Here is a 20,841-nt window from a genome sequence, read left to right as displayed (position 1 = left end):
TAACTCCTATGTATGTTTTTTGTAGGAGCCAGCGGTGCGGCGATCCGACTTGCCGGCGAAGGCGCTCTTAAGGACGCCTTCGCCGGCAAGCCTGGCTCCTACAAGTCGACAGTGCGTTAGACAAACGGCCAGATCAGCAGGGTAATACCGAAACCCAACGTGCCGAGCAAGGTGGTCAACACCGTCCAGGTGCGCAAGCCGTCGGCCACGTTCAGCCCGGATAGCTTGGTAAAGATCCAGTAACCGGCATCATTGATATGGGACATGGCCAACCCGCCGCCGCCCATGGCCAGGCACAACAGCGCCATGTGGTTCGCCGTGAGATCGAGGGTCGCAATCAATGGGCTGATGATGCCGGCGGTAGTCACCAGCGCTACCGTGGTCGAACCCTGAACCGCACGCAACAACATGGTCAGCAGAAAGCCCAGGGCGAGTACCGGCAGACCGGTGGTGCGCAGCATATCGGAGACGACTGCGCCGATTCCGGTATCCACCAGCACCTTGCCGAACACACCGCCGGCACCGGCAATCAGAATCACCATGGCCACGCCAGGCAAGGCCGAGCCGATCACGTCAGACACCTGAGTACGACTCCAGCCCCGACGCGAACCCAGCAACCAGGCACACAGCAAGGTATCGATCAGCAGCGCTACCAGCGGCGCGCCGAGCACGGTCATGATGCCGCGCAGGATCGAGTCGGCAGGCAGCAACGAGGTGGACAGCGTCCCCAGCAGGATCAGAATGATCGGCAACAGGATCAGACTGACGATCAGACCAAAACCCGGCGCGGGTGCCGGCGGCAACTTGGATACGATGCTGCTGGTGGCCTCTTCCAGGCCCATGTGCGACACGGCCACAGCGGCCCGCTCAGTGCTCTTGCCGTTGCCATTGGACCAGGCGATCAGGTCCTCGTTGGTGACATGCGGGCCATAGACCTCGGCACGAATATCGTCGGTCATCGGGTACACCCGACGCGTCATGCGCCCGGCCACACGGTAACCGACATAGCAAAGGAACGCAGTGATCGGCAGACCAAACATCAGCACGCGGCCGAGGTCGGCGCCCAACTGACTGGCAGCAGCCACCGCGCCCGGATGTGGCGGCAGGAAGGCGTGTACGGTCAGCAACGCAGCACACATCGGCAGTGCGAATACCAGCAGCGGCTTACGCGCACTGCGAGCGACACCATAGGCCAGCGGCATCAGGATGATCACGCCTACCTCGAAGAACACCGGCACCCCGACCATGAACCCGGCAATCGTCAGCGCCAGCGGCGTGCGTCGATTGCCGAAACGGCTAATCAGCGTCTTGGCCAGCGCCTCGGCACCGCCGGAGAGTTCGATGATCCGCCCGATCATCGCGCCCAGGGCAATGATGATCGCGATATGACCCAGGGTCTTGCCCATGCCGCCTTCGATGGTGGCGACCAGATCGGCCGGTTTCACCCCGGCCACCAGTGCCACCAGAATGCTCACCAGCATCAAGGCCACGAAGGGCTGGAACTTGTACTTGAGCACCAGAAACAACAACAGAGCGATCCCTAGCCCCGCGGTAACCATCAGGATTAACGGGCTCATTTCAGAAGCCCTCCACGCTGGGTGAACGAAAGGGTTCTTCTGAAAATACCGCAGTGAAAGTGAGTCATGCCTGGATGTCCTCTTGTTATTGTATTTTTCAGGCAAGCCGGGGTCGTGGGGAGTCGCTGCGCGTCTCCCGAACAGGGCCTGCTTTATCGGTCTGTCGTGTTCTATCGTTTTAAAAAAATCAGCGCACTACCAGTGCACGCCGAAGGCTTTTTGCAGCTCCTCCAGTGCTGCCTGATCGAGCGGTTCGGGCTTCGGATTGCTCATCAGCCAGAGCCGAGCGGTTTCCTCTAGTTCTTCCAGGGCGTAGCTGGCTCTGGAAACCGAACTCTCCCAGACCACCGGCCCCAGCCGTTCAAGCATCACACCGCGAACGCTGTTGGCCAGCTGCGCGACCTGTTCGGCCACCTTTGGCGAGCCGGGACGCTGGTAGCCAATCAACGGGATATGCCCGACTTTCATGACTTGATACGGCGTCAGTGGCGGCAGGATGTCGTCCGGCTGCCAGACACCTGCCAGCGTCAACGCCACCAGATGGGTGGAATGGGTATGCACCACGCCACCGACGCTCGGGTTGCGGTCGTAGACCTGGCGATGCAAGGCCAGGGTCTTCGAAGGCTTGTCACCGGACACCCATTCGCCGGCCAGATTGACCTTGGCGATGGTCGCGGGGTCGAGGCGGCCGAGGCAGACGTCAGTCGGTGTGATCAACCAACCGTCGTCCAGTCGCGCGCTGATATTGCCTGCGCTGCCGACGGTGTAGCCGCGCTCATAAAGGCTGCGGCCGACCTGACAGATTTCTTCGCGCAGGGCGTTTTCGTTATTCACTGAACACCTCCGGCCAGTTGCTTCAAGGCTTTGCTGAAGAAATCCCGACCACCGAAGTTGCCCGATTTGAGCGCCAGGGCCAGAGGCTCATCCGTGCTACTGACTGTCGCCGGCACTCCCGGATCGATCTGCGCGCCGATCTGCAGCAGTTGTACACCCAGCGCCTGAACCACGGCACCCGAGGTTTCACCGCCGGCAATCACAAAGCGCCGGACGCCGCTCTGGCGCAGGCCCTGAGCGATCTCACCCAAGGCGTTCTCCACCAAGGCACCGGCCCGTTCGACGCCGAGTTGCTGTTGCACCGCCTTCACTTCGTCCGGGGTGCTGGTGGCGTAGATCAATACGGTCTGTTCGTTATCACGGGCAAAGGCCAGGGCCTGGGCAACCACCGGTTCGCCAACCGCCAGGGCCAACGGGTCAATCCGCAGCGCCGGCCGACCGGCTTCGAGCCAGGCAGCCACTTGCCCATTGGTAGCGATCGAAGCGCTGCCGGCCAACACCACTTCACCGCCCGATACTGTCGGGAGTTTCGAGGCGTCGAGGTCACGCAGTTTTCCGGCGCGACGAAAGTTTTCCGGCAAACCCAGGGCCAGCCCCGAACCGCCGGTCAGCAACGGCAAATCGGCGCAGGCGATACCGAGGGTGTACAGATCGCTGTCCGACAAGGCATCGGCAATCGCCATGCCGACACCTTGAGCCCGCAGCTCGGCGATGCGCTCACGCACCTGCTCGGCCCCTTGGGCAATGGTGTCGTAGCGCAACAGGCCAACGTTCAGGCCAGTCTGCGACTGCAGCACCCGAACCAGGTTGGCATCGGTCATCGGCGTCAGTGGGTGATGCTGCATGCCCGACTCGCTGAGCAGTTGATCCTGCACAAACAAGTGGCCGCGAAAGATCGTCCGGCCATTCTCCGGGAACGCCGGGCACGCCAGGGTGAAGTCGCTGCCCAGTGCCGCCAGCAGCGCTTCGCTGACCTGGCCGATATTGCCGGCCGCGGTGGAGTCGAACGTCGAGCAATACTTGAAGAAAATCTGCTCGCAGCCTTGCTCACGCAGCCAGGCCAGCGCGGCGAGGGACTGTTCGACCGCTTCGGCGACGGGAATGGTACGCGACTTCAGCGCGATGACGATCGCATCGGCATCGAGCCCGGCCGCCACTTCGCTGCTCGGAATACCGATGCTTTGCACGGTGCGCATACCGCCGCGCACCAGCATGTTGGCAAGGTCCGTGGCACCGGTGAAATCGTCGGCGATGCAACCCAGCAATGGGCGTGCAGTGGTGGTGTTCATTGGGCGTTCCTCAAACAGGCTCGGTCTTGGCAGTTGGCAGTTCAATGCCGGGGAAAATCTTGATCACCGCCGAGTCGTCCTCACGACCGAAACCTGCACTGGAAGCCTGCATGAACATCTGGTGGGCAGTGGCCGACAACGGCAGCGGGAATTTGCTGGCCCGCGCGGTATCCAGCACCAGGCCCAGGTCCTTGACGAAAATATCCACCGCGGACAACGGTGTGTAATCGGCCTTGAGAATGTGCGGCACACGGTTTTCGAACATCCAGGAATTACCGGCGCTGTGGGTGATCACTTCGTAAAGCGCATCGGCGTCGACCCCTTCACGCAGGCCCAGCGCCATGGCTTCGGCGGAGGCAGCGATGTGTACTCCGGCGAGCAGTTGGTTGATGATCTTGACCTTCGAGCCCAGACCATGGGTGTCACCCAGGCGATAGACCTTGCCGGCCATGCCTGCAAGGACCGCTTCGGCCTTGGCGTAAGCGTCGGCCGGGCCTGAAGTCATCATGGTCATCTCACCGGCAGCCGCCTTGGCCGCGCCACCGGAGATCGGTGCATCCAGATACAGCAAGCCTTGCGCAGTCAGGCGCTGGCCCAGATCCACGGCGTAGGTCGGCGCCACGGTGGCGCAACCGATCACCAGGCTGCCCGGGCGCAACGCGGCCACGGCCCCCCCCTCGCCAAACAAGACGGTTTCGGTCTGCTCGGCATTCACCACCACGGTAATGATCACGTCGCACTCAGCGGCCATGTGCGCGGGCGAAGAACACGCCACGCCGCCCTCCCCGGCAAACTGTTCCGTCACCTGCGCACGCACATCGCAGGCATGCACATTAAAACCGCTGCGCAACAGCGAGCGGGCAATGCCCAGCCCCATCGCGCCCAGACCGACAACACCGACATTCTTGTTATTCATGGGGTACTCCTGAGGAAAGCAGCGGCTCATTCAACGCCGGCAAGGCGCAGACGGCGGGCCGCGTTGTAAATATGGGCACGGGCGGCATGCCCGGCAGCGAGCGGATCGCCCAGCCGAATGGCCGCGACGATCGCTTGGTGTTCTTCATGTACCTGATGCGAGAAGTCCGCCCTGCCCGCCTCGTTGGTGCGGGTGATGCGGGTGATGCGGGTCGCAGCCTCCAGGTACTGACTGACGAACTCCAGCGTCTTGAGGAAGTAAGGATTGCCCGTGGCCTGAGCAATGGCGCGATGAAAGGTCACATCGGCGCGAACACCGTCCTGCCCTTCATCCACCTCTTCATCGATGCGTGCCAGCGCTTCGTCGATCAGCACCAAATCGGCTTCGCTGCGATTGAGTGCCGCCTCGGAGGCGATTTCCGCCTCGATGGCACGTCGCAGCGCCAACAGGTGAAACACGCTGCCGGGCAGATTGGCTTCGGCGTAATCGATACGCAGCGGGCGGATATTGGCGTTAGCCGTGACGAAGATGCCGCGCCCTTGTTGGGGCTGCAGCACGCCTTCGTTCTTGAGACGAGAAATGGCTTCGCGGACCACGGTGCGACTGACACCGAAGGCTGTTGAAAGCATGGCTTCACTGGGCAGTTTGCTGCCGGTGGCGAACACACCGGTTTCAATCTTGTCCAGCAGCTGCTGAGCGACGCTGTCACTCAACACATGAGTCGGAACCTTGTCGAACATCGTAGCCATCCTGTTTTTGTCTTGTTATCAGGTCGTCATACAGGTTGAGCAGATAATCCCCCAATGAGCGGATTATGTGAAGTCTTTTTTAAAGATAACATTTTTTAACATGCGAGCAGGATGGAGGCGCAACCACTGCTCAGTGGGATCCAACTGACAGGAGCGTTGTTATCAAGGAAAGAGTTGGTGTGCTTTCTGGAAGCGTTTGAGTAATGCCAGTCAGCGGAACCTGTGGGAGCGGGCCGTGGCGAGGGGGCAAGCCCCCTCGCCACGGCCCGCTCCCACATGGATTGCGCTTGAACTATTTCTGCCTGGATTTTGAAGCGCGCCACGGTCTGGTGCAGTGCTCCTGCCATCTGCGCCAACTCCATACCGGCGATGTCGGTATGCCGGGCACCCAGCAAGACTTGCTCGGACAAGTTACGAATCCCCACCAGATTGCGATCCACCTCACGGGCCACCAATGCCTGCTCCTCCGTGGCACTGGCGATCGTCATGTTGCGCTCGTTGATCTGCGAGATCGATCGGGTGATCTCTTCCAGGGCCTCGCCGGAACGTTGCGCGACTTCCAGGGTCGTCTGCACCAGGTGACCGCTGCTTTGCATGGCAGTCACCGCGTGCCCGGTATCAAGCCGAATATCACCAATCATCTGCTCGATTTCCTGGGTCGACACCTGAGTGCGATGGGCCAGCGCCCGCACCTCATCGGCGACCACCGCAAAACCACGTCCGGCATCACCGGCACGGGCGGCTTCAATCGCCGCGTTGAGGGCCAGCAAATTGGTTTGCTCGGCAATGCCAGCACCGTGCTGATGCCTTGCACACGGCCGGCCATTTGCTGGATTCGCTGCGAAGTGTCCGTCATGCCGTCCGCCAGCGTACCTATGGAGGCCACCATTTCCTGAACCTGTTCACGGCCGCGTTGCGCGGTTTGCTCGGACACCCGGGACGCCTCGCTGGTGCTGACTGCATTGCGTGCGACCTCGTCGACGGCCGCCGTCATATGATTGTCCGCTGCCGCAGCCTGTTCGATCTCCAGGCCCTGCAACTGCAAACTGCTACTGGTCTGGCTGCTGACCGCGCTCAGTTCTTCGGAGGAGCTGGCCACCCGATCAACCGATGCCGCGATGTGTTTAACCATCGCGTTCAAGCTTTGCTGCATTTGGTGCATGTTCATCATCACGCGACCGTCGGCACTTGCATTCACCGGCACATGAATCGTCAGATCACCTTGAGCGATTTGACTCAAGAGCCGTGCCGCATCATCAGGCTCGCCACCCAAAGATCGGGTGACACTACGTGTGACGATGAACGCAGCGGCGATGACCGAGGCCAGGCAGAATACAAGCAGCCCCAACATGCTCAGACGCGCATCCCGGTACAGGGTGAGCGCCGACCTTTCACGATCGGCAAAAATTTTCCCTTGCAGCGTCATCAGGGCGTCCAGGCTTTTATGAACTTCATGTTCGGCGGGGATGACTTGCTGTTTCAACTGCGCCATCGCAGCATCAAGAGCGCCCTGTCTGATCAACACCTGCACCTGGGTGAACGCGGCCTTCAGTGGTCATTAGAAAAGAGGCTCTGATAAACATGAACACCAGCGACGGGTAGAAACCAGGAAGATTGATATTCCTGGGCTGACTCCACCAACCTGGCAGTCTGTATTGGATCATGAATATGAGGTGTGGGATAACGCTCCGTTTAATATAGACACAGCCCTGACGTCTCCGGCGGAGGCAGTGGCAATGATCACTAGACGATTTTTATCCGGGGAGTAGCGCCAGCTAAAAGCCCAACGTAGCAAGGGGTGATCAGCAGACGCTCGGTACCTTTCCGCACGTGTCTTCGATCACCAGCTACATCGTTATGGACTCGCCAAAAAATGAGCGTCCTTGAACATTAGATTGCTGGCTGGTTTTTGAGTGTTCTTGGTTTTCTAGAGGTAATGATCTGCGATCACCAGTATCCTTTTTCGTACGCTCGGCTCGTACAGGTGACTTTGTCATACGCTTACCATCCAAACCATAAATTCGCTTGTTAACCGGTCGCGGTAGGGATGGCAGGTAACTGCCATCCCTACCGCGACCGTGTCAGTCCGCAATTCAGACGCCAATAGGGCGCCATAGGCCATGGTCCTTCGCGCGGAGTTGCGCACACCTTCAGGGCTGGGTGTATATACAAGATGTTTAGGATGTCGGGGGTAGTCCGCTGAGTTGTGCAACTTCTTGCAGATACCGCTCGACCTCTGCAAACAGCCATGCTGAAAACTGATGCTGTTTGGCCTTTGAATGCTTCTGACCCGGCAATACCAGCCAGTATGGGTAGGCATAAGGTGATGCATATTCGGTTAGTTGGACCAGTTCGCCTCGCACGATGGCATCATGCACCAGACTGCGGCGGGCCAATGCGATACCTTGCCCCAGACGTACAGCCTCCAGTACCAGGTTGGAGTCATTGCTGCACAGGCCAGCCCGCGGCACGTCAATATCCAGGCCGGCTGCCTGGCACCAGGGTTGCCAGGAGTCCATCGTGAAAATGATTGTGCTGGCGACGATCTCCAGCGGTGTCGTCGGTAGCCGTCCGCCATTGAAATCGGGAGCCGCGACGACCACCATTTCATCGTGGAACATCAAACGCTTTTCCATCCCCTCCCAGTCGCCACATCCCATACGCACGCCGATATCAATCGACTCCTGAAGCAGATTGGATACCGTCAGGCTGGCCTGCAAACGCACGGTGATATGTGGATAGTGCTGCAGAAACCGACCGATTCTGGGTAACAGCCAAGAGCGCCCGAATGACGGCATCACGGCTACCACCAGTTCGGAAGCCTTGGGCCGTGCCCGGACCAGATTAGTGGCCTCGGCGATGGCGCCCAACGACTGGCGGATTTGCAGTGAATACAGCCGACCGTGCTCATTCACCCGCAAGCCCCGCCCTTCACGGACGAACAGGCTTACACCAACCAACGCCTCCAGCACCTTGATCTGTTGGCTGATCGCTGAGTGCGTCACATGCAGTTCCTCTGCCGCGAGCGTCACGCTACCTAACCGGGAAACGGCCTCGAAGCTACGAAGACAGCTGAGGGGGGGAATCGTCGACATGTAAGCCCACCTAACAGGAATCGTAAATAATTACTGATATTTTAGAGCTCGCCGCCAATTTAATGTAAGTCAAAGTGTATCGGCAGCCTCAACAGTGTCGCTGGATATCGGCATTGACTACCACCAAGAGGACGGCGTGGTGAACAGCGTCTCGATATTGGCCAAAAAATCAGCTTTGCAGCCTAAAGACGCCGAGCACAATTGGGTACAGATCTCCTTGGGACAGGCTCAATTGTTATCCCTGCGATTTGCTCAGGACATCTACACCCGCTCAGTGACCGGCACACACTGGATCAGTTGGGGTGGCTGCGATGTTTTACTGGAGCAGGGGCAAATCATCAAATTGACCGCTGGCTTGGCCTTGATTGATGGCGAGGGTGTCATGCAGGTGGCGCCAGCAAATGAACCCCGGCACTGGAGTCATTTTTCCGTGCTACGCAGGTGGCTGGGAACCTCCTTCACGAACCCGCGCACCCTGGCTTTACGCATCGCTATCAACTAGCAATGGGCAGTCAGTGAGCGCCTTGCAAGGACATCGGATAATGCCGAAGCTCGCTCGCACAGGAGAGGGTCGGATAACCCTGGTCGCGGTCATATTGGCCTCGACCTTTTTGATGGGCTCAAGCTTTGTCTCTGGCAAGATCTTGCTCAACGATGGCTTTCCACCCTTTCTGCTGGTCGGTTGGCGCTTTCTGGTGGCAGCGATCGCTACGTTGCCGTTGCTGTGGCTGGAAAGTGATTCGTTGATCGACGCGCTTTTCCCCCGGCATCTACGGCTCAAGGAGGCCTGCATCGTGGCCTTGATCGGGCTGGCCCAGACGGCTGCAGTCATGAGTCTCCTGTTCATGGCCATGCGCACGATTTCGGCCTCTACCGCTGCCATTTTGCTCTTCACCAATCCGGTGTGGGTGGTGCTGGGAGGCCGGGTGTTTTTTGCTGAGCCGATCAAGGCCGGTCGTTTGTTCGGATTGTTATTGGGGGTTGGCGGCATCGTCTTGGCCATCGGCACGGACGTTTCGCTCTCTCCAGACCTGCCAGCGGTGCAAGGCCTGTGCTACGGGTTGGGCTCCGCGCTCTGTTGGGCGATGGCGACGTTGATCAACAAGCGTAACCGCTTGCCGATCGGCGTATGGGCCTTGAGCTTCTGGCAAATGTTTATCGGCTCCCTGGCGGTGCTGGTGTTGGCTGGCCTGGTTGGCGAGCAGTGGCCCGAGCACATCACGGCCACTCAATGGGGCTGGTTTCTGTGGCTGGCAATACCGGCGTCCACCGGCTCTTTCGGTCTGTGGTTCATCGCGCTGAGGCGAGGCAATGCGGGCAGTGTCAGTGGCTTTCTGTTTTTTGCGCCGCTGTTTGCGGTGCTGCTCTCATTTATGGTGTTGAACACTCATTTGTCGTGGTTGCAAGGCATTGGAGGGGCCTTGATTGCCTTCTCCATATGGTTGGTGAACAAGTAGCCCCCACGGCGGGGCCGGGTTTGAGAATAAGTTCAGGAGGACTTAAAGATGGATCTGGACGCCATTGAGTCGTTCTCGGACTTCAGCCGAATCGGCACAATCAACGAGTGGCACAATTGCATGAAAAAACAAGCCTTGCGCTTGGGGTTCAGCCGATTTCTGTTCTGTTTGAAATCCAGCGTCAAGGCCGACAGCCGCAGCGCCCTGGTCATCGGTGATTTCCCCACAGCCTGGATCGAGGCCTATGATCGCGCCGGTTACAGCAAGATCGACCCAGTGGTGTTGCACTGCATGCACAGCGTGCTTCCTGTGGTGTGGACTGATCAGTTGTACACCAGCAGCAATCAGCGGGTGTTGCGCAAAGAAGCCGCCACCCATGATTTGGTCAATGGAGTGACCTTGGCCCTGCATGGCCCCCAAGGCCAGTTCGGCACCTTTGGCCTGAGCGTCGACGAGGTCGATCAGTACGCCGCCAAAAGCTTGATCCATGCGCATTGGAACGAGCTTGCCTTGCTCAGAGACATCGCCCTGCAAAGCGCCCTGAAATTTCTCTGCGGACTCAAGGAAGTCAAGGACGTTCGGTTGACCCCGCGTGAAAAAGAAGTGCTGCAATGGAGTGCTATTGGCAAAACCAGTTGGGAAATCTCCAACATCTGTAACTGCTCGGAAGCCAATGTGGCTTTCCACTTCAAGAACATCCGCAAAAAATTCGGCGTGACTAGCCGTAGCGCGGCCGTGGTGCAAGCGCTGTCCATGCAGATCATCCAAGTCTAGAGAGAACCCCGATGTTTGGCATCGAAGGCCAGTGTAGCCGGTCATCAACAGGTGCAGGATTCTCGGTGTCGAAGGTCAGGCAGCGGGTCTGCAAGCCGTCCAGGGGGGCCTCGCTGACCAGGGTTCCCGCGCCACCTCCCAGGTTGAAGCGGCGCTGAAAGGGCTGCTCGCCCTCCGGCCAGTCGCACAGGCACTGGCGCTGGCCGCGAATGCCGGTACCCAAGTACTTCAGGAGCGCTTCCCGGCGGGTCCATAACCAGACAAAGCCCTGCGCTCGCTGGTCGTTGGTGCTATGCGCCTGCAGCCAGTGCTGTTCGCAATGACACAGGTAGCGGCGCATCGCACTCTGCCAGAACACCGGCGCCGGGCCGGCTTCATAGTCAATGCCGACCCGCGTCGACGCCAGCACCAGCAAGCCGATGGGCTCGGCATAGGTAAGGCTGACGCACAGCGGTGCGGGTTCATTAATGGACAGTTGCCCCAACGCGGTGCGCTCGATTTTCACTTGCATGGCGGAACAATCGAGTAACTGCGCGACGCTCACCCGTAGCGCGATGCGTCCATTGAGAAAGCGTCGTTGCTGGCGGCCTTCGAGTGTATCGCCGTGGCGGCGCTCAGCCTCGCTCAGTGCGGCCAGCCAGTGCGGGCCCGCAAGATGATCGAGACCAAACATGATCAACTGTGGAGCGGTCATGGGAGCGCGGGACGTATGTTGTGCCGCACTTGCAGACTGGCGAACACGCACGCATAGGCCCCTGCCAGTATCAGGACCGGTAGTAAGGTGCTCATGGGGCGGGGTGTGCCGACGATGGCATGGACGCTGAACAAGATCGAGCCATATAGCAGCATCGCCAGCCCTGCCGCCATGGCCGCCACCTCATAGCGCCGGCTGTCGCCGATCAGCCGGCTGATAAGCGCCGAGAAGGCAAAGGTCGCGGCAAAACTGAGCAGCCACTGCGCAAGTCCCGAACCGAGCATTTGCGCCAGCGGCTGCTGGCGCGCGCAGTAAGCCACCCAGCCGCCATAGAGGGAGGCGGATACCACGGAGCTCACGACTTTCACCCGTGCGGGGTCAGCCAAGGATTTTTTTGAGGACACCGGCCATGCTCCTTTTCATACGCAGCCTTGCGGCGGACACTCGGAACGTGGCGGCCACTTCCTGGATATTCTGAGGGGAAATGCTGTGCTCAATAGTCGGGCCAAAGACATACAACCAGTGCAGCAGCCCACGGTCGACGCGGGCCAGCAACTGGCCCACGTCGAAGTACATGATCCGCACCCGTTCGCCGCTGTAGGGATGCTGCTTGCTGATGGGTAGGCAGCGCGCGCCCAGGCGCGTGTAGATGGGCACCAGCAACTCGATGGCATCAAGCACGATGTAGCGGCAGCGCAGGAACAAGGTGATACGTCCCAGCTCACGCAACAGCGCCAGCATCACCCGGTGCCCGGAGTATTCGGGCTTGATCGCCACCCGCGACATCTCGACGAAACCGCCCTCCCACAGCCACTCCGGCAAGGGGGTCGACACTTCAATCTCGCAGCGCTGGCGATGCCCTTCGTTGATCACCACCCGCCCGGCGCCGACGCATTTGCGACCCAGCCGGGCACTGACCTGAATCGAAAACGGGTCGAAGTCATCCCACAGGCTCTGTGCATCCTCGACCTTGCCCAAGCGACCATAGTGACGGTTGGCGGCCAAGCGACACTCGAGGACTTCCTCCAGGCGCCGCGGGGTCTCGACGATACTCACCGAGATCAGCCTGTCCACTGCTGCAGACTTGCGCAACGCAGCGGGCAGGTTGTCGAACGTGAACGCCTCGCGCTGGCACAACAGCATCAGCGCGACCGCCTGGCTCGACGCCGGGTCCAGCACGCGGAAATGGCAAGTCCACCGCCCCTGCCATTCATATCGCTCGAGCACCTGAACCCACACGCGGCAGGCACCGCTCCAGCGGCAATTGAAGTGCAACGCCAGGTCCATGCCGGGCATCACCCCGGGGTCTTCCTGCAGCACTTGCAGCTCTCCCGCCAACGGGCTCAACCAACCGACCTGCACGGTCAGGCGACGCTTGAAAAAAACCGGGCAGGTCGCGCTAGCCGACAGCACGCGATCAGCCTGTGCGACCTGGCGGGAAAGAAACTCGGGACGCTCTCCCGACAGGTCGACAATCAGGCTGGCCGCCGCCGTCGGCACCCAGGACGCGGTACGCCACACCGGCACCGCCGGGCGATGCAGGCATTGCCCATACGTTAGGCCGATGCTGACTTCGCCAGTGCCTTGGACCTGAGTCCCGGGCGCCAGCTCCAGCATCGCGCGGTGCTCGTCCAGGGCCAACAGCGTCGCCGGCACGCTGATATCGCTGAGGTGGACCCGCACCGGGATGCGGTGCGACTGACCGAACGCTACGCCGCGGATCAGCGGCGACAGCGACGAGACAAACAGGTGAGACATGGGCAACAGTGCAGTGCGTGCAGACATATCATTGTCCTCATTGGGAGGCTCAAGCCGTCAGCGTTCGGGTAAAGTCTTGCAGCAGACTGTATCCGGGGTGCCAGTAACCCAACTCCGACTTGCCGTTGATATGCCCCAGCGCGCCGAGGTTCACATACTCGCAGCCCAACTGCCGGGCACTGCGCTGGGCATAGTCCAGGGCGCCATAGGGGTCGTCCTCACTGGCGATGATGGTCACTGGCAAGAGGCTGGCGAGGTCATCGGCTGGGTGAAAGCCAATGGCCTCCTCGGGGAAATTGGCGCTACGGGGGTCGGGCACCGCCACCAGAAAACCACCCAGTATCTTGTCGGGAGCGGGCGCATATTGCGCCGCCCACTCCAGCAGCAACAGGCAGCCCAGGCTATGGGCGACGGCCACCACTGGGTGCTGGCGGGTCGAGAGCAATTGCTGCAACTCCTCGACCCACTCGTCACGGCTGGGGTTGTCCCAGTCGCGATGCTCCAGCCATAACGTATTTGGGTGCTCGGCCTCCCAATGTCGCTGCCAGTGAGTGGGCCCGGAATTGCCGATACCCGCCAGAAACAGCCAGTCGAACGCCTGATCAGACTTCATATTCCACCCCCACACCGTCAAAGCGCAGACGGTCTTGCACCCGCACCTTGTTGCCAGCTTTGTCAAAGCCATCCAGCAAGCCGGCTTCCATCAGGCGGATGACAAACTGTGAGGAGTTCACCTCGCCCACATCGTTCAGGCGCACCATCAGCTCCTTGTAGCCAAAGCCCTCCTCGTTGAGCGATTGCATCAACTGCACCAGCGCGTCGTTGACCGAGTACTTGCTCATGTCCTTGCCGGCGCCGTTGGAGAGTATCTGCTTGAGCTGCAACTTGAAGCTCTGTGGCTCGATCTTGAAGTAGTCGGTCGTGGCGACCTGCTCGCCGTTCCAGTCGAAACGGGTGATGCGGTTCAACTGCTTGGTCAGGTCGGCAATCCAACGGACCCGGGCCGGGTTGAGTTCGGCGTCCATGAACTCATCGGTGAGTGTAGGGCGCTGGTGTCTGCCGATGGCGATCATGGTCGAGGCGCGGTCCTTGAAATCGCCGATCTGCGGGCGGTTCTGTTTCTCGCCCTTGACCAATTGCTCGAACCATTCCTTGCGCTGGAGACGCTCATCGGCGGACTCGGAAATCCGGCGTTTGGTCCAGAATTCGGACTCCGGCTCGGTGAACGAGGCGAAGGTGTAAAACGATGCCAGGAACTCGTGGTACTGGTTGTAGGTTTCCCGATAGCTGCGGTTGTACCATGCATGCACTTGGGCTTGCTGTTCGGGATGGCTCATCAGGTAGTCGATGCTACTCGCTGCGCTGACCGCCGATTGCGACGCCAGGTGCACGCCCTGGGAAAACAGCGGGTCGGTAAAGCACGCCGAGTCGCCACAAAGGAAGAAGCGGCCGCGGGAGTAGTATTTGGTTTCGTAGGACCAATCCCGCACCAGCTTGACCTCCTCCGAGCGCTTCACGCCCTTGAGGATGCCCAGGGCGCGTTCGCTCTTGGCCAGGGTCTGGTCGTAGAAGGCTTCCAGGCCCTGGGCCTTGATGTCAGGTAATTTGCTTTGGTCGACGATGGTGCCGACGCTGTAGATCCCGTCCTTGAGGGGGATCATCCAGATCCAGCCGTCTTCGAATGTGATGGAGAACGTGGTGCCATTGAGGTCGTTCTTGAACGGGTCCGGCGCCTTGAAGTACGACCACAGGGCCACGCTCTTGTAGAACTCGTCGTACTCGCGCAAATCCAGTTTGCGCACCAGCGGGCTGTTGCTGCCCGAGGCATCGATCAGGTAGTCGGCCTTGAACTCGCTGGTCTCGCCTTTGTGACGGACCTGGACGCTGACGTGGTCCGGGTGCTCAGCGTCGACGTCGATCACCGCCGCTTCCTCGAACACCTTGACCCCACGTTCGCGGCAAGTCTCCAGCAGCATCTGGTCGAAGTCCGAGCGCAGCACCTGGATGGCATGATCGAACACCCAGTCCTCGGTCTTTGGCGTACTGAAGGAGAACGTCCAGGGCGCTTCGGTTTTGCCCCACAGGAACGTCGCGGAAGGCTTGAGCACGTATTCGGCCTCGGCGATTTTGTCGCTCAGGCCCAAGCGATGCAGGATCGACAAAGTGCCCGGTAGAAAGGACTCGCCGACCCGGTAGCGGGGAAACTTCTCTTTCTCGAACACCATGACCTGGTGCCCCAGTTTTTGCAGAGTCAGTGCCGCGATACTGCCCGCAGGACCACCACCCATGACAATGACGTTCGCTTTCTTGCTCATGCGGGAATTACTCCTTCAGACCAGTTGAATGATTTTTTGCCGCGCCGTTGAACTGCAATGGGCGCCCTCGGGGATCAGTTCGCTTAGGGTCACACTGGCCTGCACGGTGACGTCATCGCCGACCACGGTCAGCGGCGCGACTACGGTGCTCAAGCCAAAAAAACCACGACTGCCCAAGGTCACGCTATTACCAGCGTTGAACAGGGGCGACAGGAAATTGTTGTCGCCGACGCTCGAGTGGTGCCCCAGGCAGCAGTGGTAATTGATCATGTTCCACGACCCCAGTCGCACGTTGACGCCCAGGTAGCTGTCGGCCGCAATGACGTTGCCGCGGCTGTGGGCCAGGTCTAGGTGATGACGCACGCTGGGATGGATGAAGTTGGGCGCCAGAAGCCGGCCATCGCTGAAGTACCGGTCGATCAGCTGTTGGCGCAAGGCGATCTCGGATACGCCCAGGACATAGCGATGCCGGGTGTCCAGCCTCTGTTCGGGTGAGGTTTCGAGCAACGCGGTATGCGCTTGGGGATGGTCGGTGATCCCCAGGAAACGGATCACGCCCCGGGGCTCGATCTCCCGCAGGTAGCTGGCCAGTTCCAGGGCGAACTTGCCGGTGCCGAGAATGACGATATCGCTCATGGGTTCACCACCCGACTCTTCTTGAAGCGGTTGGAGAAGGCGATCTCGTCGACCTTATTGATTTTCACTGGCAACTTGTAGGCTTCCAGCTGGTTGCCCAAGTGTTCGAGCACATAGCGCTTGAGCTCCTGCTTGCTGGCAATCGCCGTGGCCTTGACGTCCATATGTACGGCCTGGCCGGTAATCGCGTTGGGCATGCCGTAGACCAGGCAATCCTCGATCAGCGGGTCGCCCAGCAGGATGTTCTCCACCTCCATGGGCAGCACTTTCAGGCCGCCGACGTTGATCAGCTCCTTCTGCCGGCCCTGGATGCACAAATAGCCCTCGTCGTTCTGCTCCACCAGATCGCCGGTGCGGAACCAGCCGTCCGCGGTGACGTTGTCGGTGTCCTGGTTCAGGTAGCCCATGAACTGGCTTTGGGTCTTGAGCTGCAGCTCGCCGTCGACAATGCGGTACTCGGTGTTCTTGTCCACCAGCTTGAAGAAGGTACTGGCCGACGACTGACTGACGGTGGCACTGATCCCGGTTTCGCTGGTGCCGAAGGTCTGCAGCATCTTAGCCTTGGGGAACATCTGCTGGACCCGGGCCAGCAGGCTTTGCTGCATGGTTTCGGTGCCGTAGGTGATCAGGCGTACAGAGGACAAATCGTGCTGTTCCTGGTGCCGCCCCATGAGGATCAGGTTGAGAAAAGTCGGGCTGACGGGCAGCACTTTAACCCGGTGGCGCTCGATCAGCCCACAGATCACCTGGGGCGTGCGCTCGCTGGGCAACACCGCGCACCCCCCCACCAGCAGAGTGTTGAGCAATGAGTTGAGACCGCCGATGTGGTCGAACAGCAGAAACATCAGAATCGTCGTTGGCTTCTTCTGGCCCTTTTCCAGCTTGGGTTCTATCAGCTCATCGAAGTCATGCAGGATCGCTTTGGGCGCCCCGGTGCTGCCACTGCTGAGCAGCACCAGACCGGCTCGCCCTTGTTCGCGCAGGCGTTGGTAGTGCACCGGCGGTTCGGCGGTACTGGCTTCGGCAAGGGGATGCACTTGCAGCAAGCCGTCGCGGATGTCGATGCGGTAGCGGCAGTGCGCGGCGGTCAGCAGGGTCGAGACGGCGCGCTCGCTCAGGTCCACCAGCGGCGCGATGATGTTGCGGTTCAGGTACAGCGCCAACAGCGTGGCAATCGCCTCGACGCCGTAGTCGGCATTGAGGATCACCGCCTCACCAGGCTGCACGCCTTGGGCCCGGAGTGTGGCCTGGGCCTGCTCGACGGCTTGGCACAGTCGGGCATAGGTATGGCTGTGCTCACCGTGCAACAGCGCCACCCGTTCCGCCGGTTCGGCCAGCGCGCCGAGCAACCGTGAACGGTTCATTGCACACCTCCCAGGCTCAAGGTTTCGCCGGTGACAAAGGCCGATTGCGGGCCGATCAGAAACTCAAGGGGGCCGATCACATCGGCGAACACACACAGTCGGGCTATGGCTTGGCGTTCGATCATTTTCTGCCTGATCTCCTGAGGAAGCGTGCGGGTCATGGAGCTGCGGTAAAGTGGCAGCGCCAGGGTGTTGATACGAACATCGAAAGCCATCAGCTCTTTGCTCAATGTGCGGGTCAGTTGCTCGACGGCGGCCTTGCTGGCGGCGTAGATAGACTGGCCGGGAATTGCCCAGCGGGTGGCCACGGTCGACAGATTGACAATGGCCTTGGCTCCTTCGGTTTTCTGCATCAACTTGACCGCCTCGCGAGTGACGTTGATCAGGCCGAACACGTTGCTGGCAAATAATCCCTGTACGGTTTCTTCCGGTGTCAACAGAAAAGGCGCCATGTTGGCTTCACCGGCATTGTTGATCAGTACATCGAGCCGGCCATGGGTCAGGCGCACTTGCTTAATCATCTGCCGCACCGCCCGTGAATCATTCAAGTCCAGGCAAAAGTGTTGGTAATGTTCATGTTCAATACTACTTGCGCCACGGCTGCAACCCACAACATGGTCGCCGCGACTCAATAAATGCAGAGCAACATCTTTACCGACGCCTTTGCGCGTCCCTGTCAGCAATATAATCATTTCAATGCAACTTATAACCAATGAGCAGGGGCAGACTATAAACAGGCTTGATATTTTCTGACAATAACGACGGCGATTTTGTTTTTATCAGCGATGGCACTTCTCGCTTAATCTTTCGCGATAAATATATTGCAAACCCATCCAACTCTGCAGCATTGGTCACCAAGCATTGAACGCGGAGCATTAGGCATAACTTCAAACGCCAACTGTCGACGCTACGGGCAAATAATTCAGGATCACTGATATATAAGATGCGGGCAAAGGGTTCAAACCAACGCCGGGTCATTTTCTTGACGATCAAATAACAGGCGCGACCGCTGACTCTATCAACCACCATCAAGTGTCGACACTCCAGTGACGCGTGATCGTGAAAGATCACCTTATCCTTGTCGCTTAACCAGCCTTGTACCACACAGATATCCGTTTCCAAGCGATAACGTCGACGACTATTCAACAGATTGCCCAAGGGATAGATCAGTAACAACTCGGTTTCCAGATCGGTAAAACCGAACTTCCTGCTGATCTCGTACACATCGGGTGTCGGCGTGTAGTTAAGCAAGGTAACCTTGCGCATGGACAACGCTGGCAACAGCAGCTTGAGGCTTTCCTTGCGATAGTCTTCCTTGACGTACCAACTGTGCAGCTCGCAGAAGCGCTCGTCTGGCCCGTTGACGGGTTGCCGGGTGAACAGCAGCCCCAGGAAACCCACGACTTCATCGCCGTCTTGCATCACATAACCAAAATAGTCTTCACCCCCCGACCACGGGTCCTGGAACATGCGCTTGCGCACATTGACGCCGATCCAGTTGGAGTTTAGCGTCGATTCGCGCAGCAACTTGCAGACCGTATACATATCGTTGCTCAGGGCTTTTCGCACGATCACGTTCAATGGGCTGACCTCGGGCATGAAGGGGATCAGGCAGATGCCAGCGCCGGCGCTTGAGTCTCGGCGACAATGAAATCAATCAGGCACGCGACACTGCTGAACGGACTGATTGTTTGCGAAACCGCCTTTTCAGATGTCAGAGAGATTTCAATGCCGAGTTCATCATCCAGACCTTCTTCAACCGCAGCCAGAAAGCTGACTAGTTGCATGGAATCAAATACGCCAGTGGTGCCATAGAGCGCCAGGGCGTCTACGTTACCCAGGTCGATCTTCTCTTTACGCGTGGCATTAACTTCGTTCAGCACAGCATTAATAATGCTGAATAGTTGCTCTCTCATTATCGACCTCCGTCAGGACAGTGGAGAAGTTCAGCTCTTCGCCGGTAGCGAACATCGTGCTGAGGCAGTAGGAATCTAACAGTTTCGCGAAACTAAGAAACCTATCCTTTTCGATAGGTTTTTGAATTTTCCCATATCAGTTAGGATCGACCGTCAATCCCTTCATTTCAGGCTAGAGCCGCCTGCAGATGAGTAAAATTCCACGAACACCATTAAGGTAGAACCCATGCTATTCGTGCAGATTGTATTCATCTTGTTGGCTGCCAAGGCCTTGGGAGCGCTATTGAAGAAGATAGGTCAGCCGGGAGTTATCGGGGAAATGATGGCAGGTTTTATTTTGGGCCCAATTGTTCTGGGGTACTTCTTCCCACAGTTTCACCACGCACTATTTAAGGGCGACGCGGCGATACAGCTAAAGACCCTGAGTGATCTTGGCATTCTGTTATTCATGTTTGTGGTGGGCGCCGAGTTCCGCTTTCCGCAAAGCTCAGGGCCACGCATGCAGGGCAAAGTGCTGCTGACGGGGGGCTGCAGCATCATCATTCCCTTTGCCTTGGGGGCGGCAGTGGCACCGCTGCTGTTCGAGTCGTTCGCACCGCCAGGCGTACCGCGCCTGAGCTTTGTGCTCTTTATTGGCACGGTGTTCTCGGTGACGGCTTTTCCGGTGCTGGCGCGCATCCTCAAGGAGCGGCAGTTGCTTGAAAGCGAGGCCGGTTCACTGGCGTTGATGTCCGCCGCGCTGAGCGATGTGGGCGCCTGGATTCTGCTGGCCATTGCGGCCACGAGCCTGAAGGTCGACGGCCAATGGCAGGACCTGGCCCTGCGATTTGGCGGGCTACTGCTGTTGTGCGCCGCTTCATTCTGGTGCGTACGCCCGCTGCTCAAGGCCTGGATTGAGCGCATCGGCCATGACGGCGATACGCGCCTGCTGGTGTTGCTGTGTGGCGCATTGATTTACGGCAGCCTCACCGACTGGCTGCAGGTGCATGCCGTATTCGGCGCCTTCCTGTTTGGCGCTTGCCTGCCCCGGGACCAGCGCTTGCTGAACATGCTGGTGGAACGCGTGGAGCACATCGCGGTGATTGTGCTGATGCCGAGTTTTTTTGCCCTGGCGGGCCTCAATACCTCTACAGCGGCGTTTTCCAGCGTGGGCCTGAGCATGCTGGCGCTGGTGTTGCTGGTGGCGGTCAGCGGGAAGTTGCTGGGCGGCGCCTTGGGTGCGCGCCTGGCAGGTTACCCGCTGTCAGTGGCGGCCTCTGTCGGAGTGCTGATGAATGCCCGGGGCCTGATGGAGCTGGTGGTGTTGAAAATCGGCCTGGACCTGGGGGTGATTGGCGCAGAGCTGTTCACCCTGTTCGTGATCATGACCGTGGTCACCACCATGATGACCGGTCCCTTGCTCCATCTGCTGCATAAACGAAGCGCCAGCGGTCGCCTGTTGAGTGCGCAATAGCCCTTCTCTTTCCT

Annotated in this window: 20 protein-coding genes and 2 pseudogenes; 5 read left to right on the top strand and 17 right to left on the bottom strand. The window is 59.3% G+C overall.

What is annotated here, in order from left to right:
• Window positions 1–116: 116 nt before the first annotated feature.
• The 6 genes and pseudogenes from ACA044_RS12970 to ACA044_RS12945 all read right to left on the bottom strand — a co-directional run.
• Window positions 117–1,577 (bottom strand): GntT/GntP/DsdX family permease, encoded by a 1,461-nt coding sequence (locus ACA044_RS12970; protein ID WP_497446691.1) that lies wholly within the window; start codon window positions 1,575–1,577, stop codon window positions 117–119.
• 195 nt (window positions 1,578–1,772) lie between these two features.
• Entirely contained in the window at window positions 1,773–2,411 is a 639-nt protein-coding gene (otnC, locus tag ACA044_RS12965) for a 3-oxo-tetronate 4-phosphate decarboxylase (protein ID WP_497446690.1), read from the bottom strand.
• Window positions 2,408–3,700, bottom strand: a complete 1,293-nt coding sequence (gene otnK / locus ACA044_RS12960; RefSeq protein ID WP_497446689.1) for a 3-oxo-tetronate kinase — start codon at window positions 3,698–3,700, stop codon at window positions 2,408–2,410. The genes otnC and otnK overlap by 4 nt, the downstream gene beginning before the upstream one ends.
• A 10-nt stretch (window positions 3,701–3,710) precedes the next feature.
• Entirely contained in the window at window positions 3,711–4,616 is a 906-nt protein-coding gene (gene ltnD, locus ACA044_RS12955) for an L-threonate dehydrogenase (RefSeq protein ID WP_497446688.1), read from the bottom strand.
• Window positions 4,617–4,642: 26 nt separating this feature from the next.
• Complete coding sequence (locus ACA044_RS12950) at window positions 4,643–5,356, bottom strand: FadR/GntR family transcriptional regulator (protein WP_497446687.1); 714 nt, start codon at window positions 5,354–5,356, stop codon at window positions 4,643–4,645.
• 104 nt (window positions 5,357–5,460) lie between these two features.
• Window positions 5,461–6,153, bottom strand: a pseudogene (locus ACA044_RS12945) (methyl-accepting chemotaxis protein); the annotation flags it as partial.
• Between the two features lie 783 nt (window positions 6,154–6,936).
• Between ACA044_RS12945 and ACA044_RS12940 the strand changes: the two are divergent.
• Window positions 6,937–7,134, top strand: a pseudogene (locus tag ACA044_RS12940) (AAA family ATPase); the annotation flags it as partial.
• 408 nt (window positions 7,135–7,542) lie between these two features.
• On the opposite strand, the gene ACA044_RS12935 reads toward ACA044_RS12940, so the two are convergent.
• Window positions 7,543–8,460 (bottom strand): LysR substrate-binding domain-containing protein, encoded by a 918-nt coding sequence (locus tag ACA044_RS12935; protein ID WP_497446686.1) that lies wholly within the window; start codon window positions 8,458–8,460, stop codon window positions 7,543–7,545.
• 94 nt (window positions 8,461–8,554) lie between these two features.
• On the opposite strand from ACA044_RS12935, the gene ACA044_RS12930 reads away from it, so the two are divergent.
• The 3 genes from ACA044_RS12930 to ACA044_RS12920 are packed head-to-tail and all read left to right on the top strand — an operon-like array spanning window position 8,555 to window position 10,691.
• A complete protein-coding gene (locus ACA044_RS12930) occupies window positions 8,555–8,962 on the top strand; it encodes a hypothetical protein (protein WP_497446685.1) in 408 nt (135 codons plus the stop codon).
• Between the two features lie 40 nt (window positions 8,963–9,002).
• On the top strand, window positions 9,003–9,917 hold the full coding sequence (locus tag ACA044_RS12925) for a DMT family transporter (RefSeq protein WP_497446684.1): 915 nt from the start codon (window positions 9,003–9,005) through the stop codon (window positions 9,915–9,917).
• A 48-nt stretch (window positions 9,918–9,965) separates the two neighbouring features.
• Entirely contained in the window at window positions 9,966–10,691 is a 726-nt protein-coding gene (locus ACA044_RS12920) for a helix-turn-helix transcriptional regulator (protein WP_497446683.1), read from the top strand.
• On the opposite strand, the gene ACA044_RS12915 is transcribed toward ACA044_RS12920, so the two are convergent.
• Genes ACA044_RS12915 through ACA044_RS12870 form a run of 10 tightly spaced genes read right to left on the bottom strand, consistent with a single transcriptional unit; the run spans window position 10,678 to window position 19,374 of the window.
• The gene (locus ACA044_RS12915; RefSeq protein ID WP_497446682.1) at window positions 10,678–11,385 is read right to left on the bottom strand and encodes a 4'-phosphopantetheinyl transferase family protein; all 708 of its coding nucleotides are present in this window, start codon (window positions 11,383–11,385) and stop codon (window positions 10,678–10,680) included. The genes ACA044_RS12920 and ACA044_RS12915 overlap by 14 nt on opposite strands.
• Window positions 11,382–11,744 (bottom strand): hypothetical protein, encoded by a 363-nt coding sequence (locus ACA044_RS12910; RefSeq protein ID WP_497446681.1) that lies wholly within the window; start codon window positions 11,742–11,744, stop codon window positions 11,382–11,384. Before ACA044_RS12910 ends, ACA044_RS12915 begins: the two co-directional genes overlap by 4 nt.
• A 19-nt stretch (window positions 11,745–11,763) precedes the next feature.
• Entirely contained in the window at window positions 11,764–13,170 is a 1,407-nt protein-coding gene (locus tag ACA044_RS12905; protein ID WP_497446680.1) for a GNAT family N-acetyltransferase, read from the bottom strand.
• 22 nt (window positions 13,171–13,192) lie between these two features.
• Window positions 13,193–13,756, bottom strand: a complete 564-nt coding sequence (locus tag ACA044_RS12900) for an RBBP9/YdeN family alpha/beta hydrolase (RefSeq protein WP_497446679.1) — start codon at window positions 13,754–13,756, stop codon at window positions 13,193–13,195.
• The gene (cmlS, locus tag ACA044_RS12895) at window positions 13,746–15,458 is read right to left on the bottom strand and encodes a chloramphenicol-biosynthetic FADH2-dependent halogenase CmlS (RefSeq protein WP_497446678.1); all 1,713 of its coding nucleotides are present in this window, start codon (window positions 15,456–15,458) and stop codon (window positions 13,746–13,748) included. The genes ACA044_RS12900 and cmlS overlap by 11 nt, the downstream gene beginning before the upstream one ends.
• 15 nt (window positions 15,459–15,473) lie before the next feature.
• Window positions 15,474–16,094 carry an LbetaH domain-containing protein gene (locus ACA044_RS12890; RefSeq protein ID WP_497446677.1) on the bottom strand — a complete coding sequence of 207 codons (621 nt, stop codon included), beginning with the start codon at window positions 16,092–16,094 and terminating at the stop codon, window positions 15,474–15,476.
• On the bottom strand, window positions 16,091–17,458 hold the full coding sequence (locus ACA044_RS12885; protein ID WP_497446676.1) for an ANL family adenylate-forming protein: 1,368 nt from the start codon (window positions 17,456–17,458) through the stop codon (window positions 16,091–16,093). The genes ACA044_RS12890 and ACA044_RS12885 overlap by 4 nt, the downstream gene beginning before the upstream one ends.
• The gene (locus ACA044_RS12880) at window positions 17,455–18,150 is read right to left on the bottom strand and encodes an SDR family NAD(P)-dependent oxidoreductase (protein ID WP_497446675.1); all 696 of its coding nucleotides are present in this window, start codon (window positions 18,148–18,150) and stop codon (window positions 17,455–17,457) included. The genes ACA044_RS12885 and ACA044_RS12880 overlap by 4 nt, the downstream gene beginning before the upstream one ends.
• Window position 18,151: 1 nt before the next feature.
• On the bottom strand, window positions 18,152–19,057 hold the full coding sequence (locus ACA044_RS12875; protein WP_497446674.1) for a GNAT family N-acetyltransferase: 906 nt from the start codon (window positions 19,055–19,057) through the stop codon (window positions 18,152–18,154).
• Window positions 19,058–19,065: 8 nt separating this feature from the next.
• Window positions 19,066–19,374 carry a hypothetical protein gene (locus tag ACA044_RS12870; protein WP_497446673.1) on the bottom strand — a complete coding sequence of 103 codons (309 nt, stop codon included), beginning with the start codon at window positions 19,372–19,374 and terminating at the stop codon, window positions 19,066–19,068.
• 226 nt (window positions 19,375–19,600) lie between these two features.
• On the opposite strand from ACA044_RS12870, the gene ACA044_RS12865 reads away from it, so the two are divergent.
• A complete protein-coding gene (locus tag ACA044_RS12865) occupies window positions 19,601–20,827 on the top strand; it encodes a cation:proton antiporter domain-containing protein (protein ID WP_497446672.1) in 1,227 nt (408 codons plus the stop codon).
• The last annotated feature ends 14 nt before the right edge of the window (window positions 20,828–20,841 follow it).

The sequence above is a fragment of the Pseudomonas sp. LBUM1673 genome (assembly GCF_059695645.1).
This window is presented reverse-complemented; position numbering and strand designations above follow the sequence as displayed.